Here is a 16,453-nt window from a genome sequence, read left to right on the forward strand (position 1 = left end):
GAATAAAATATAATGGTTAGTAATGAAAAATATTTAAAACTTAGAGCAAGAATGACTTCACCAGTTAAAGAAAGTAAATATAAAATTGCTTGATGATTAAAAATTATTTTGATATTTACTTTTCCATTATGGATTATTCCTTTTTTAATTACTAATTTTTTTATTGGTTTAATGATGCGAAATGTTATGGAAAATTTTCAACGAATTGGACGAAGTACTAATCCAAATTTTGATAAAATTGATCTTAATACTTTGAGTTTTTATAATCGAGATATGGAATTACAAAATTCTCTACAACTAATGATTGATGATAGTAATTGGGATATGATGGAAGCACAAGATATGACGATAACTACTTATGATAATCGCTTGTTATCAGCTTTTTTCATTAATAATCATCAATCTAATAAAAATCATAAATGAATAATTGCAACTCATGGTTGACAACAAAATCGCTATAGCATTTTATATTTAGTTAAACATTTTTATGAGCAGGGATATAGTATTGTTACTTATGATACAAGAGGTCATGGTAGTAATAATATTCATGATGCAATTACTTTTGGCAATAAAGAAGCAGATGATTTATATGCTGTTATTTTAAGTCTTAATAATTATTTAACAGAAACAGATTTTAAACAACCCCCCAATATTACTTTAATTGGTAATAGTATGGGTGCTAGTACTGTTTTGGAAACAATATCTCGATTTGATACTGGTAAATTTGGTGTTAAATGTGCAATTTCTGATTGTGGATTTGATAGTTTTAGTCATATTATTAAAATTATGGGTAAACAATACTTTAACCTTCATTGATTTTGATTTTATTATGGTGTTAAATTTTTCTTTAGGTTAAAAGATAAATTTAATATTAATAGTATTGATCCTATTAATAAATTAAAATATTGTTCTTCAATTCCTGTATTATTTATTCATGGTAATGATGATGAAACTGTACCAGCAACAATGGCACAAAAAATGTATGAAGAGAAAATAAATTATGAAGAAGAAACAATAAGTGAATTATTAATTATGCCATTTGCTAAACATATAAGAGCCGTCACTACCGATTATGATACATATTGCAAAACTACTTTAAAATTTGTTAATAAATGAACAAATTTTAAAACTGAAGATAAAGGAGATTAAATTAATAATGATTTATTATATTAATAATAGCAAAGACCCATATTTTAATTTAGCAGCCGAAGAATATTTGATTACTAATCCTTATATAACTGATGAAATCTTATTATTATGACAAAATAATAATACTATTGTTGTTGGTAGAAACCAAAATACAATTGAAGAAATTAATAATGAATATGTAAGAACAAAAAAAGTTAATGTTGTACGAAGATTATCTGGTGGTGGAGCTGTTTATCAAGATTTAGGAAATTTAAATTTTACTTTTATTTTTGATAAAAATAAAGATAATGCTCGTAATTATGCTCTTTTTACAAAACCAATAGTTAATGTTTTACAAAGTCTAGGTTTAAATGCTCAATTTAGTGGTAAAAATGATATTTTAGTTGATGATAAAAAAATATCGGGTAATGCCCAATATACATATAAAAATCGAATTTTACATCATGGTACTATTCTTTTTAATGTTGATATGCAAATGTTACCAAAAGTATTAAAACCTGATTTGGATAAATTAAAATCAAAAGGTATTAAATCAGTACAAGCACGAGTAACAAATATTTTACCATTATTAAATCCACCAATAACAATTGAAGAATTTCAAAATTTAATTATTGAACAATTAAAAAGTACAAAAAATACAAAGATTATGGAATTTTCTGAAAAAATGATTGCTGATATTGAATTATTAGCAAATACTAAATATCGAACTTGAGATTGAGTTTATGGTAAATCTCCAGATTTTGATTTAAAGCATAAAACACTTTTTCCTAGTAAAGGAACTATTCACGTTTGAATGAATGTTAAGGCAGGAATTATTGAAAATATTAAAATATATGGTGATTTCCTAGGCTCAGCAGGTACTACTAGTTTAGAAAAAAAACTAGAAAAACAAAAATATAATTTAGCAACTATTACTAATATCATTGAAAATGCTAATATTAATGAAATTTTTGGTGAAAATTTTCTTGTTGAAGAAATCATAAAAAGTATAATAAAATAATGAATAAAATTCTTATTTATGATATTCTTACTTTTATAACTAATATTAAAGAGGAAATATGAAGAAATATTTATGGATTTTATTTATAATGTTTATTTTTATAACACCAATTAGCAATGTTATTACATTTTTAGTAAATAATAGTTTTGATCAAACAAATAGTATAAATGATATTCTTTATCCAACACGTGGTTGACCAAAAAAAGATAGAAATCAATTAAATGTTTGACAATTTTTATATCAAGATGCTATTGATAAAGTAGGTAAAACTAATGATGATATTGTTAATGGTTTTAATAATTTTTATCTTGCTGAATTTGATAAATACCGTGATTCAGCAAGTAAAAATGCTGGTAAACCTGGCTATGATGAAATTGGTATACCAACAGCAGATATTAATGATTATATTAATAATAAAATTATTCATTCACAATCAATGCAAATATACATGGCCTTAACATTGCGAACATATTTTATTGAGTTTACTATTAATAAAATTAATGATCCAAGTAGTAATTATATTAATGCAAATGAATATTTAAACTTATGAGTTATGAAGTATTTTGAAGCTGGTTTTTATTTTCAATGAGTAAAAATTTGAATTCAAGATTTAGGTAGAACAATTGAAAAATCAATTGATATTGATTTTTATACTTTTGATAAATATGTGGAACGAAATAACAAAGGTGAATATATGTGAAATAAACCACCCATTGCCAATACAGTAAAGCCACTATTAATTTTGGATTCTGATATGAAAAAAATGTTTAATCAATTATATGAAGAAATTTTAAATAATAATTTACAAGGAAAATAAAAATGATTATTCTAGAAAATATAAGTAAAAATTATGGTAAAAATCAGGTTTTAAAAAATATTAATTTAGAGATACTTGCTTCACAATCACTTGCTATTTTAGGTGCTAATGGTTCTGGTAAAACTACTTTGGTTGAAATAATTTCACAAGTTTTAAAACCAACATTAGGTAAAGTATTATTTCTTGATGATGTTGGTAAAAAGGTTAGTCGGAAAATTGGTGTTCAATTTCAAGAAGGTTATTGACCAGTTGGTACACGAATTATTGATTTAATTAAATTTTATAAAAATAAAAAATATATTAAAAGTGAAGAAGGCAAAGGATTAATTGATGTTTTTGAGTTAAATGATATTTTGAAAAAAGAAATTTCTTTACTTTCGGGTGGTCAAAGACAAAGATTTAATTGTTTTTTATCAATTTTAAATGATCCTGAAATTTTAATTTTAGATGAGTTAGTTACTGGTTTAGATTTAAAAATGCAAATTAAACTTGTTAATTTTATTAAGTCATGAAAAGAAATTAAAAAAATTAATTTATTAATTGTTTCACACACACCAGAAGAAGTTGAATTACTTTGTGATCGGGTAGTAATTTTAAAAAATGGTGAAATTTATCAAAACCAAAGTATTGATGCAATTATAAAAAAATATGGTAGTTTACGTAAAATGATGGTGGAGTATTATCAAAATGAAGTTAATGGTAACTAAAGAATTATTCAAACAAAGTACTGTTTCTAAATTTTCAAGACTTTTTTCTTTAATTTCAAAAGTAATTTTTGTAAATCCTAGAACTTACATTTTTGTATTTTTATTAGGTTTTTTAATTTCTGCATTATCATCATGATTATGAAATAATTATAGTTACTATCAAATTTTACCTCCCATTTTGTTAAATTTTTTATCAATATCAGTTTTTATTTCATCTTTTTATTTAGGAATATTTATGATTGAGTGGCGAAAGAAAAACTTTTTAAAAAGAATAAAAATAATTGGTATTAATGAATATTATATTATTTTAACAATTTTTTTATCAAATTTAATAATGGTATCATTATCAGTAAGTATTAATATTATTTGTTATAATATTTATTCTTTAATTTCAATATTTAATTTTCATCTAAATTTGCTTTCTAATATTAGATGATTTATTTGAATTTTCTATATATTTGCTATGATATTATTAACATTTTTTTAACAGTTGCTAACATATTTATTACAACATTTTTCCCTAAGTTTAATTTATCATTTGTAATGCTTGCTGTTTTTACCATATTTTTCATTATTTTTTCGGATGTTTTAATTCAACCAACAGTAACTAACAATAATTTAATATTTATTATTATTGGTTATTTGTGTCCAACTAAATATTTTATTTGGTTTAATATGTTGATTACTTCATATCAATTTTTAGATCCACTAGGAATAAGTCAAATTATTCAAAATTATAATGAAATATCATTTGTTGTTTTTACTAGTATTTGGCAAACATTAATTGGAATCTTGATATTTACTATGTTGTTTTCTTATTTATCAAAAAGATTTTTTAATTGAGGAATGAAAGGATAAAAAATAATGAAAAAAATATTATTACTTTTTGGTGTTTTTAGTTTAATTTCTGCTCCTGCTAGTTTAGTAGTTGCTTGTAATATTGGTAGTTTAGATGGTAGTGATTATTTAAATGGTTTACCAAATTTTGACTGAACAAATTCAGATTATGGAGATGGTATTAATTTTGATAATACTAACTCGCAAAATATTATTAATAATATTGGTAATATTAATGATTTGGGAAATGTTAAACCAAGCAATACTGGTCATTATTTAAATTATTCAAAATTTAATACTGGTTTTCAATGAACACAAAACATTAAAAAACAAGCAGTGACTGGCGTTCCTTTGAATAAAGGTTTTATGCCTAATGGTAATTATGCTTCTGATTTTGGTATAACTTCTTCAGCTCGAAAATATTTAAGAATGAATTCAATTTTAGATTGGAATCCACAAAAAGATTATGATGCAAAGTATAATCGAGCAACAGTACCTTTACAGAAACGTCAATTTGTAGCAACATACAACTCAAGTAACCAAGATGAGAATATTAATTATAATCAACTAGGATTTTCAACACGAAAACATCGTACTTTTGATAATACAATAGTAGGGACAAAAAATCCATTTGAAAATACACCATTAAATTGACAATATACTAATTATTTTATTAATTGATCAGGTTCTTGATTTGAAGGGCCAATTGTTCCACCACCAGCTGATGTTATTGATAGTGCACACATTAATGGAACACCAATATTTGGTAATCTTTTTCTTGATGGATATCATGGTTTAACAAAAGAAATGTTAAAAGATTTTCTTAGCAAAATAGTGATGGTACTTATAAAATAGTTGATATTTTAATTAATATTGCTAATTATAATGGCTTTGATGGTTGATTTATTAATAATGAACCAAACGGCGCTGCTCCCAATGGTACAGTTTTAGATTATAATGTTATGGCCGAAATTATTAAAGAATTTAATTATAAAGTAGCTACTGCTAGTGATCCAAATATTCAAGCATTAAAAATAATTTTTTATCGTAATGGTGCTACAGTTTCAAAAGGTGTTAGTGGATATAATGATATAGAAACATTAAAAATGGCAGATAGTGGTTATCGTAAAACTAATGGTGAAGTTACACCAACTGATATTCAATTAACTTTTGGTGAAACACCAGATAAAACAACATCATTTTTAACAGATTATCCAAATTATAGTGGTAAAAATTTAAATACTATTCTTGATGCTGGAGCTAATGCCCAATTTTTTGGAAGTTATGATTTTCGACAATTAGGGTATGCAGAAACAATGATTGCTGGTAAACCTCAATATAATAAAAATGTGTATACTGGAATTTCTGATTTTTTAGATAATGGTGCTGGAACATTTGGATCTTATGCTTATAATTGAGCTAAAAATCATAATGTTAATGGTACTAGAGCTTATTTATTTGCGACACAAACAACAAATTTATTTAATAATATTCAATTTTCAGGAACAAATACTTTTATTAGAAATAATAATATTGGTATGCAAGCAAATAATAATGCAAATGATTATCAAGGTTGAAATGCAAGTGATAATTATCAAGAGGCAGCATTTATATCGGATCCTAGAATAAAAACTGCAGTTACTAAAGGAAAACCAAATCCATTTGTTAAAGATACTATTTATAATTATTTAACTAATAATGGTTATAACTCATCAAGTTATGGCATTGGTGATTTAGTTAAAGAACGAACTACTTTATTTGATGATAATCAAATTTTAAATAAGAAAACTAATTTTTCAATGGGTAGTGGTATTAAATTTGTTAATCATGATCAAAATGGTAATAGTATTGTTGCTAATGATTATCCATGAACAAATCGTAGATTAACTGATATTTTACCAACTTATCAATGAAAATTTATGATGATTCTCATCCAGAACAACCATTAGATATCTCTAAAATTTCTGGTTTTTATGATTATGATCAAGTGTATGAAAAAGGAAATTCAATTGCTATTGGTTCGGGTTTTAATGAAGAAGGTAGTATAATTAATGGCGATTGAAATACAAGTAAAGTTTATGATTGAGATATTATGGGAACTAATTTAATTAAAAATGACCATCAGATCAGTTTTATTTATAATACTAATGGTGATAATAATGCTAAAGTTAATTTTTTAGTTACTACTACTGATCAAAAATCGTTAATAGCAAACCGTCAAACTTTTTCACCAAATAATGAAGAAGAGTTACAAGGTGGTTGAGTTAAAATTACTTTGGATTTAAAGAAAATTGGTGGTATTAATACTTTTAATCGTATTTCTAAATTAGGATTACAAATTAAAGCAACTAATAATAATTTTAAGTTTAATGTTGGTGAATTTGAAATAAATAGTCCAACAACTAATAATCAAATCAAAGAAAATACAGTAATTTCAAATCCAAAATCAGAATACGTAATTAATCGAACAGTTAATAATCAAATACTATACAATGCTCGTTTTCAATGAGATGCTGTTAATATTGAAAATTTAAGTTATTATGCTATTTATTATTTTGATGAAAAAAAATGATATCGTGTTGGCGAAACTAATCAAAACTATTATTTTTTAAAAAATTTAAAATCTATTCATAATCAGTTAAAATTAATGATTAAACCAGTTTATAACAATAATGTTATTGCTCAACAATCATTTGTGTTTAATATAGAAATTTAAAGGTGAAATATGAAAAATAAAAATAGTATAGTAATTTTTAGTCATTGTATAAGTTATATGTTTAAAACAATTTTAAAAACATTTAGAACTTATATTTACTTTTTAATAATGCCCGTTATTTTACTTAGTTTAGTTTATTTTTTAACATCACAGTCAATTATTAAATATAATCGTTATATTATAGTTTCTAGTTATATTTTATTACCAATATTATTTAATATTTTTTTAATTGGTCATCTTATTTGTCAATGACGCGAATCAGTTTTTTTAAAACAATTACAAAATTTTGGTATCAATAAGATTGCATTTATTTTAAGTTTATTAATTGTTATTTTTGTTATTTCTTTTTGTACAGTATTTATATTACTTGGATATTTATTTTTTATTGATCAGTTACAAGGAACTAATATCATGACAGTATGAATATTAGCAATGAAAACTTTTTCACAATGATTTGGTCTTATATTTAGTATTAGTCTAAATATTATTGTTATTTTTTTCTTGGCTTTATTAATTTCTGGTTCTATAAAAAATCCTTATATAATTCAAACAATTAATATAATTATTTTTTTAACTTCTATTTTATTTGGTGACTTTTTTATTGATATGACATATACAATTTCAACACCAACCATTATTATTGGATATTTTGTACCACAAAAATATATAACTTGAATTAATTTTATTTTTTATAGTCAAAGTGATAAAAATTATTATAATTTTTTTCAGATTGTTCCTTCAGTTGATTATAAACTATCATTCACCAATATTTATCAACCAGTATTTTCTTGCCTAACATTTATTGGTTTGTTTGCTGTTGGATCATATTTTTCTTTTTTACATGGTACTAGAAAATAAGCAATTAAACAAAATATATTCTTATTTTTTAATTTTTAAAAATACAATAAGTTTATTTAAATATTGAATAATATATTATTTTTATAATTAAAAAAAGAAAAATTATAAAATTTAAAAATAGATCTTGAAAAAAAATATTTTTTAAGGAAAATTAGATTGTAACAAAAAAAGGACATGGTACATAAGAAATAAAACTAGTTATTTTTTAATCAAATATGGATTTGATACAAATTTGTTAGATAGGAGAGACCGGGAAATGAAGGTAATAAATGATTCTGTTAGTGACGAAATTTTAATGAATGGTTATCAAAAATTTTGTTATTCTTTTAGCAAAATTTTATTAGTTATTTTATTATTTCCTTTTGTTTATTTTTATTCAAAAAAATATCAAAAACAATTTTTTAAATTTTGTTTTACTTATCAAAAAGAAGGAAATGTTAAAATTAATGATGATCAATTAGTTGATATTAATAGTTTTGATTATCATTATTATGATTGTAAGATTAAAGAACTTAATAAATATGGTTATCCAATTGATTGAAAAAAAGAAAATTATCAAGAATTTGTTATTAAAAATAATAATAATGAAGATATTAGTTGTTTAGCTGTTATTCAAAAAAATAAAAGCAAGAAATGAGTTATTGGTTTTCATGGTTGAACTGAAAATAAATATTTAGCTTTAAGGTTAGTGTCTTGATTTTATCAAGAAGGATATAATATTTTAACATTTGATAGTGTTGCTCATGGTAAAACTTATGGTCAATATAGTGATACTGGTCTTACTTGTGCGCAAGATGTTAATTGTTTAATTAATTGATTAAAGACTAATTATCAAGTTGAAACAATTGGTTTAATTGGTAATAGTATGGGTGCATCAACAATTAATTATTATTTGTTGAATTATGCACCAATCAGTTCAATTAATTGAGCAATTACTGATTGTGGATTCTCTAATTTACTTGTTCAATTTCGTTACGTTATGCAATATCGTTATAAAAAACCTTGATGATTAATTAGTAATGGTATATCTAAAAGATATCAAAAATTTACAAATACAAATATTTTAGAATATGATTTATTAAAAAAACTAAAAACAGGATTTAAAGTTCCTACCTTATTAATTCATGGTAAAAAAGATGATTTTGTCCCATTTTTCATGTCAAATGTTATTCATAATTTTCAAATTAAAGGTAATAATAAAAATTATAATTATTTATTTTTAGAAAATATTGGTCATGTTGAAACTTTGCCAAATGCTCATCAAACTTATATTAATGAGATAAAAAATTTTATTAATAAATATGAAATGAATAATAATTAGATAGAGTTAAGAAAAGTTACTATAGTCTTAATTTATTCATTGAACATTTCTTATTTTATTTTAGGGGGTAAAAAATGAAAAAAAATGCAAATTGTTTAATAATAGAAAAAAAAGATAATATATACATAATTAGTCCTACACCCAAATTACAAGATGATATGGGTATGGCGTGTTATGTTAAATATAATACAGAAAATGATGTAGTTAATAAAAATGATTTAGTATTAACAGTAGAGGCTTCAAAAGCTATTTTGCATGCGCGCAGTCCACTAACAGGAAAGGTTTTGGAATATAATCAAAGAGCAATTGAAAATCCAACTCTTTTCAATTCAAAAAAGTCTAAAGATAATTGAATTTTGAAATTAACAGATGTAGTTGAAAAAGAATTTTTAGAACTTGAAGATAATTAAAATTGATTTACAAACTTAATAAAATTGGAGGAATATTATGATTTTAATTGAACCTATAAGAAATGGTAAATATATCAAAGATGGAGCTTATGCTTTAGCGATTCAAGTATGAGCACTACATAATTTAAAAGTAAAAAACAAAACGATAATATTTCCTTTTATTTGTGATCCTCATATTCAATTGGGATATTTTCAAAATCCAGAGGTTGAAGTTAATAAAGAATATTTGGATAAAAATAATATTCCAGTTGTGCGTCGTGATACTGGAGGAGGAGCTATTTTTATTGATTCAAATTCAGTAAATTTTTGTTTTTTAATTCCATTAAATTCTAATACTAATTCGATTTATGCTAATTACCAAGAATTCTATAAGCCAATTATAAAAGTGCTTAAAGATATGGGGATTAAAAATATCATGCAAAGTGGAAAAAATGATTTGACAATTAATGGTAAAAAAGTTTCTGGAGCAGCTATGTTAAAAGAAGAAAATATTATTTATGGTGGTTATTCATTACTTTATGATATTGATTTGGATGCTATGATCTTGGCACTTAAACCAAGTCGTAAAAAAATTGAATCAAAAGGAATTAAATCAATTAATCAAAGAGTAGATAAATTAAAAAATCACCTTAATGAACAATTCAAAAAATTAACTATTTTTGAGTTTAAAGATGAAATTATTAAACGATTGATGAATGTAGAAAAAATAGCAGATGTTGAACGATACGTTTTATCAAATGAGCAATGACTAGAAATTGACAAGTTAGTTGATCAAAAGTATAAGAATTGAGAATGGGTTTATGGTTTAAGTCCTCGCTATCAATATAATCGTGAAGCACGTTTAGAAATTGGAACAATGAATATTTCATTAATAATTGATAATGGTAAAATTAAAAGTTGCAAAATTAGTGGTGATTTTTTTGCTACAAAAGATTTAACTATTTTTGAGAAAGGTCTTGAAGGTACTAAAATGATTAAACAAGATTTAAAAATAAAATTACAAGAATTGGATATTTCTTCATATTTTTTTAAGAAAATAGATAATGACCAATTGTTAGAATTAATTTTGAGTTAACATGAATAAAAAATATTCTAAATTATTTTCACCAATCAAAATTAAAAATTTTGTTTTTGATAATCGGTTTGTGCTTTCACCAATTACCTTAAATGTTTCTAGTTATGATGGTTTTGCTAGTAAAGAAGATATTGATTATGCTCTTAAAAGAGCTCATAGTGCATACTTAGCGATATCTAGTGCTGCTTATATTAATTTAGAGGGACAAATTTTTGAATTTGGTTTTTCTACTGCTAATGACGAACATATTGATTCATTAAAACAAGTTGCTAATGCTATGAAATCAAAAGGTGCAAAAGCTATTTTACAGTTAGCACATTCAGGTCGTTTTTCTATAATTAGTTTAAATCGTTTAGGTTATGTAGTTGGACCTTCTAAACAATCTTTTATGTATCCTTTTCCACATGAAGTTCAAGAACTGAGTATTAAGCAAATCAAAGAATTAATTAAAGATTATCAAAAAGCTACCTTAAGGGCTATTGAAGCTGGTTTTGATGGTGTCGAAATTTCTTCAGCACAAAAACTTTTAATTCAAGCTTTTTTTTCAGTAATTAGTAATCAAAGAAATGACATTTATGGTAATCAAAATTTAGAAAATCGTTCACGTTTGGGATTAGAAATTTTACAAGCAGTAAGAGAAACAATTGATAAGCACGCTAGTGAAAATTTTATTTTAGGATATCGAGCTACAGCTGAAGAAACTAGAGGTCAAGAAATAGGTTATCCAATTGAAGATTTTTTACAATTCATGGATCAAGTATTAATAAACATTAAAATTGATTATTTAGCACTAGCCAGTTGGGGAAGAAATATATATAAATATAAAGTTCAATCTCAGGGGAAATATTTTAATCAATTAGTGAATAAAGTTGTTTATCAACACATTAATCAACGTATTCCTGTTATTGTGAGTGGTGGTATAAATAGTCCTGATAAATGTTTAGAAGCCTTAGAATATGGGGATATGATAGGATTATCTTCTGTTTTTGTAGCCGAACCTGATTTTGTTAGAAAAATAAAAAATATGCAAATTGATAAAATTAATTTACATATTACTGAAAAAGATATTGAAAAATTAGCTATTCCTAAAGCTGCTTTTAAGGAAATGGTTAAACTTATGGATTATGGTGAAAGTTTACCTAAAGATACTAGGGATGAGTTAAGAAAGTTAGAAAATAATTATTCAACTAAAAATTAATATTTTATTTAGAAAAAGGTAATAAAAATATGAAACAAAAATGAAAAATTAAAACTATTAATGAGTTAACTACTTTACAATATGAGGTCATTATAAAATCAGTAACGGAACTTCCTTTTAAAAATAAATATTGAGATAATAAGGAAAAGGGGATTTATGTCGATATTTTATCAGGTGAACCATTATTTGCATCATCAGATAAATGTAATTTTAGTCATGGCTGACCAAGTTTTACAAGACCAATCAGTGAAATAGTTATCTTTAAAAAGGAAGATAACACTAATCTAATGTTGCAGCGTACTGAAGTACGTTCTAAAAAAACTGATATTCATTTAGGGCATTTTTTTAAGGATGGTCCACAAAAAGAAGGCGGTTTACGCTATTGTATTAATTCAGCAGCTTTACGTTTTATTCCATTATCAGAAATGATTACAGAAGGATATGAAGAATATTTATCTTACATTAAATAAAAATATTTTTATTGTATATTTATTATCTTGATAATGTTTTATGATTATAAATTTTATTATAAAGTCCTAATTTTATTAGGACTTTATGTTGTAAAAAAATAAATAAACAACGATATTATTATTTGAATTATTTTTTTATTTTGTTTATTGTTAGAATATATTTTTCATTTTTACATGATAATAGGAAATAAAAAAATACGATATTAATAAAACGGGAGATAAATTAATATTTTAGTACAAATTATCTTGAACCAACAATTATTAGTAGTATAATGAAAAGGTATGTTCATTCATTATTTTAAAAATTAGTATAATTAAAAGTGTAACTGCAATTAGCTAAAATATTTAGGAGGAAAATTTAAATGTGAGTTGAGAAATTTGATAATCCCCAAAAAGAAATTTTTCAAATATTAAATGAAAAAGGAGTAATTAATCCTAATTTTGTTGATTATTTAAAAAAATTTGATAGTAAGGTTTTATTAAAAGCATATGAAAACATGTGTTTTTCACGAATACAAGAACAAATGCAAATGGAATTAAACTATGAAAAAGATGAAAAAGGACAAGTTAAATTAGTAAATGGAATTCCAAAAGTAATCGGAAAAGTTATTAACTTTTTATCTTCAAAAGGTCAAGAAGGTGTTGAAGTTGCTTATGCTAGTTGTTTACGACCAGGTATTGATTGATTAGTACCAGCCTATCGTAATAATGCAGCATGAATTACTGCTGGATATCCAGTTGAAAAAGTAATTCAATATTGATTAGGAAATGAAATGGGAAGTCAAATGCCGAAAGGTGTTAATATTTTACCAGTTAATATTCCAATTGCTACTCAATATTCACATGCAACAGGTATTGCTTTTGCTGAAAAATATAAAAAAGATAAAGGAATTGTTATTACTACGATTGGTGATGGTGGTACTTCTGAAGGTGAGTTTTCTGAAGCAATTAATTTTGCTGCTATCCATAAATTAGCTGTTGTTTTCTTTGTTGAAAATAATCAGTGGTCATTAGATACACCAACTGCTAAAGCAACAATGAGTCCAACTTTTGCACAAAAAGGAACAGCATTTGGCGTACCTAATATTCGTGTTGATGGTAATGATTTTTTTGCTGTTTATTATGCTACACAAGAAGCAATTGAAAGAGCAAAAAAAGGTAATGGTCCTTCATTAATTGAAGCTGTTACTTATCGTCAAAATGCGCATTCTGCTTTTGATATTAAAAAAGATTATTTTTCTGCTGAAGATTATAAAATTGAACAAGAATGATTAAAAAAAGATCCAATTGATCGTATTAGAGAATATTTAAAATCAATTAAACTTTGAGATGACAACAAACAAGCAGAATTAGATAAACAAATTACTAAAAAGGTTAATGATGCAATTACTTGAGCATTAAAAAATGAAAATGTTTCAATTGATGAAATATTTGATTATACATATGAAAAATTAACACCACAATTAATAGAACAAAAAGCAGAAGCAAAAGCTTTCTTCAATGAAGGAGAGAAAAAATAATTATGAAAAGAAATAATGTGCAAGCTATTACTTTAGCCTTAGAATTAGCAATGAAAAAAAATCCTAATGTTGTTGTTTATGGTGAAGATGCCGGTAATGTTGGTGGTGTTTTTCGAGCAACTAAAGGTTTACAAGCAAAATTTGGCGTTAATCGTTGTTTTGATGCACCAATTGCTGAAGCAGTTATTGCTGGTAGTGCCGTTGGAATGGCAATTAATGGTTTAAATCCAATTATTGAAATGCAATTTTTAGGATTTGCTTTCCCTGCTTTTCAACAATTGTTATGTCATGCTGCACGAATGAGAAATCGTTCTCGTGGTAGATTCACTTGTCCAATGGTAGTACGTATGCCTTCATATGATTGAAATAACGGTAATAATGGTGCTTTGGAGCATCATTCAGAAGCAATTGAAGCTTTATTTTGTCATATTCCAGGTTTAAAAGTAGTTATGACTTCAAAACCTAATGATACTAAAAAATTATTATTGGCAGCAATTGAAAGTCCAGATCCTGTTATTGTTTTAGAATGTTTAGGAACTTATTTCAATAGTTATACTAGCAATAATTATACATATGATGTTAGAGAAGAAGTTAGTGATGCTTATGAAGTGGCTGTTCTTGGTAAAGCTAAAGTTCTTAAAGAATATAAGTCTGAAGAAAAACCTGATTTAACGATTGTAACTTATGGTTCAAAAGTTTATGATTGTGAAGCTGCTGTTAAAATTTTAGAAGAAAAAGAAAATTTTAAAATTGAATTAATTGATTTACAAACATTACAACCATGAGATGAAGAAACAGTTGTTAATTCTGTTAAAAAAACAGGAAGATTATTAGTTGTTTCAGAAGCGGTTCGTTCATTTTCAGTTGCTTCAGAAATTATTACCGTTGTTAATGAAAAGTGTTTTGAATATTTAGAATGTCCTCCAACAAGATTAACAGGTTATGATATTACTGTTCCACTGTCTAAAGGTGAAAAATGATTTATAATTAGTCCAGATAAAATTATGGAAAAAGTTAAACTAATGATGAATTATCCAGTTTAGTTAGTTGTTTAAAGAAAGGAAAGTGAAAAGATGGAATTGAAGTTTAAAGATATGGATGGAATCGATGAAGTTACTGTAACTCAAATTCATGTTAAAGTTGGAGATAATGTAAAAAAAGGTGATAATGTTGTTGATATTGAAGCAGATAAAGCTTCAGATAGTATTAAAGCCGAAGCGGATGGTAAAGTTTCTAAGATTCTTGTTAAAGAAGGAGATAGTATTAAATCAGGTGCTGTTATTGTTGAGTTTGGTGGAACGATTAGTGATAATAAAAGTCCTTCATCAACAAATTCTTCACCAAAATCTGAATCAGTTGCTAGTACATCTACAGTATCACCAGTTGAATTACCAAAACAAAATGCGCAACCTATTCAACAAACGGGTAAAGTATTAGCAACACCATTAGCACGTAGAATGGCTCGTGACTTAGGTGTTGATATGGGAACAATTAAAGGAACTGGTCCTCGTGGTAGAATTTTAAAAGATGATTTATTAAATGCCAAGAATGGTGGTACAACAACCAGTACTACTGCATCAACAACACCTATTAATTCAATATCTTCAGTTTCTGCTACAACTATTAGTTCACAAGGTATTAATGTTACTAAAATCGAAAGTTTTGGTAATGTTGAACATTTACCATTATCAGGAATTCGTAAGGCTGTTGCTAATCAAATGTCATTATCAGTTTATACAGCACCACATGTTAGTTTAATGATTAATGTTGATGCTGAAAACTTAGTACAATTACGTGCAACTTTAAAAGAACCAGCGGAAAAAGATCCAGATGGTAGTGCTAAATTAACATTTATGCCATTCTTTGTAAAGGCTGTTGCTAAAGCGTTAAAAGAAGAACGATTTAAATTACTTAATTCAACTTTGAACATGGCTAATAATGAAATTCTTGTTAAAAAATATTATAACATTGGTATGGCAGCTGATACTGAAAAGGGTTTAGTAGTTCCTGTTATTAAAAATGCTGATCAACTTTCATTATTTGAAATAGCAAGACAAGTTAATTCATTAGGTGATAAAGCTCGTAAGGGGCTATTAAAAGGTGATGAAATGCAAGGTGGATCATTTACTATTACTAATTTTGGTTCAGCAGGAATTGAAATGGGAACACCAGTTATTAATTATCCAGAGGTAGCAATTTTGGGTCTAGGGATGATGCAAAAAAAACTAATTATTGCTGATGGTAAAATTGTTGAACATAAGTTCTTTCCATTATCACTTTCAATTGATCATCGTGTTATTGATGGTGCACCTGCTGGTTATTTCCTTTCTCGACTTAAAGAGTTATTAGAAAATCCAACATTAATTTTAGCTTAA

Annotated in this window: 16 protein-coding genes; all 16 read left to right on the plus strand. The window is 25.2% G+C overall.

Features of this window, described 5'->3' with window-relative positions:
• Nucleotides 1-12 precede the first annotated feature (12 nt).
• The 16 genes from AACK94_RS04160 to AACK94_RS04235 all read left to right on the plus strand — a co-directional run bounded on the left by AACK94_RS04160 (nucleotide 13) and on the right by AACK94_RS04235 (nucleotide 16,453).
• Entirely contained in the window at nucleotides 13-1,149 is a 1,137-nt protein-coding gene (locus AACK94_RS04160) for an alpha/beta hydrolase (protein ID WP_338974969.1), read from the plus strand.
• 7 nt (nucleotides 1,150-1,156) lie between these two features.
• Nucleotides 1,157-2,149, plus strand: coding sequence for a lipoate--protein ligase (locus AACK94_RS04165; protein ID WP_338975246.1), 993 nt, complete (start codon nucleotides 1,157-1,159; stop codon nucleotides 2,147-2,149).
• An 88-nt stretch (nucleotides 2,150-2,237) separates the two neighbouring features.
• Nucleotides 2,238-2,966 (plus strand): hypothetical protein, encoded by a 729-nt coding sequence (locus tag AACK94_RS04170; RefSeq protein WP_338974971.1) that lies wholly within the window; start codon nucleotides 2,238-2,240, stop codon nucleotides 2,964-2,966.
• Nucleotides 2,967-2,968: 2 nt separating this feature from the next.
• A complete protein-coding gene (locus tag AACK94_RS04175; RefSeq protein WP_338975247.1) occupies nucleotides 2,969-3,673 on the plus strand; it encodes an ABC transporter ATP-binding protein in 705 nt (234 codons plus the stop codon).
• Between the two features lie 864 nt (nucleotides 3,674-4,537).
• Nucleotides 4,538-5,365, plus strand: coding sequence for an endo-beta-N-acetylglucosaminidase (locus tag AACK94_RS04180; RefSeq protein WP_338975248.1), 828 nt, complete (start codon nucleotides 4,538-4,540; stop codon nucleotides 5,363-5,365).
• A gap of 107 nt (nucleotides 5,366-5,472) precedes the next feature.
• Entirely contained in the window at nucleotides 5,473-6,459 is a 987-nt protein-coding gene (locus tag AACK94_RS04185; RefSeq protein WP_338975249.1) for a hypothetical protein, read from the plus strand.
• Nucleotides 6,420-7,226: a hypothetical protein gene (locus tag AACK94_RS04190; RefSeq protein ID WP_338975250.1), complete on the plus strand. Its 807-nt coding sequence runs from the start codon at nucleotides 6,420-6,422 to the stop codon at nucleotides 7,224-7,226. The genes AACK94_RS04185 and AACK94_RS04190 overlap by 40 nt, the downstream gene beginning before the upstream one ends.
• Before the next feature lie 108 nt (nucleotides 7,227-7,334).
• Nucleotides 7,335-8,084: a hypothetical protein gene (locus tag AACK94_RS04195; protein WP_338975251.1), complete on the plus strand. Its 750-nt coding sequence runs from the start codon at nucleotides 7,335-7,337 to the stop codon at nucleotides 8,082-8,084.
• 256 nt (nucleotides 8,085-8,340) lie between these two features.
• Nucleotides 8,341-9,405, plus strand: a complete 1,065-nt coding sequence (locus AACK94_RS04200) for an alpha/beta hydrolase (RefSeq protein ID WP_338975252.1) — start codon at nucleotides 8,341-8,343, stop codon at nucleotides 9,403-9,405.
• 74 nt (nucleotides 9,406-9,479) lie between these two features.
• Nucleotides 9,480-9,815 carry a hypothetical protein gene (locus tag AACK94_RS04205; RefSeq protein WP_338975253.1) on the plus strand — a complete coding sequence of 112 codons (336 nt, stop codon included), beginning with the start codon at nucleotides 9,480-9,482 and terminating at the stop codon, nucleotides 9,813-9,815.
• Nucleotides 9,816-9,852: 37 nt separating this feature from the next.
• Nucleotides 9,853-10,890, plus strand: a complete 1,038-nt coding sequence (locus tag AACK94_RS04210; RefSeq protein WP_338975254.1) for a lipoate--protein ligase — start codon at nucleotides 9,853-9,855, stop codon at nucleotides 10,888-10,890.
• Between the two features lies 1 nt (nucleotide 10,891).
• Nucleotides 10,892-12,088 (plus strand): NADH-dependent flavin oxidoreductase, encoded by a 1,197-nt coding sequence (locus AACK94_RS04215; protein ID WP_338975255.1) that lies wholly within the window; start codon nucleotides 10,892-10,894, stop codon nucleotides 12,086-12,088.
• Between the two features lie 29 nt (nucleotides 12,089-12,117).
• Entirely contained in the window at nucleotides 12,118-12,558 is a 441-nt protein-coding gene (gene msrB, locus AACK94_RS04220; RefSeq protein ID WP_338975256.1) for a peptide-methionine (R)-S-oxide reductase MsrB, read from the plus strand.
• Nucleotides 12,559-12,920: 362 nt separating this feature from the next.
• The gene (locus tag AACK94_RS04225) at nucleotides 12,921-14,078 is read left to right on the plus strand and encodes a thiamine pyrophosphate-dependent enzyme (RefSeq protein ID WP_281749245.1); all 1,158 of its coding nucleotides are present in this window, start codon (nucleotides 12,921-12,923) and stop codon (nucleotides 14,076-14,078) included.
• A 2-nt stretch (nucleotides 14,079-14,080) separates the two neighbouring features.
• Nucleotides 14,081-15,121: an alpha-ketoacid dehydrogenase subunit beta gene (locus tag AACK94_RS04230; RefSeq protein WP_338975258.1), complete on the plus strand. Its 1,041-nt coding sequence runs from the start codon at nucleotides 14,081-14,083 to the stop codon at nucleotides 15,119-15,121.
• Nucleotides 15,122-15,151: 30 nt separating this feature from the next.
• On the plus strand, nucleotides 15,152-16,453 hold the full coding sequence (locus AACK94_RS04235; protein WP_338975259.1) for a dihydrolipoamide acetyltransferase family protein: 1,302 nt from the start codon (nucleotides 15,152-15,154) through the stop codon (nucleotides 16,451-16,453).

This window comes from Spiroplasma endosymbiont of Monopis laevigella (assembly GCF_964019975.1).
Classification (GTDB): Bacteria; Bacillota_I; Bacilli_A; order Mycoplasmatales; family VBWQ01; genus Spiroplasma_E; species Spiroplasma_E ixodetis_A.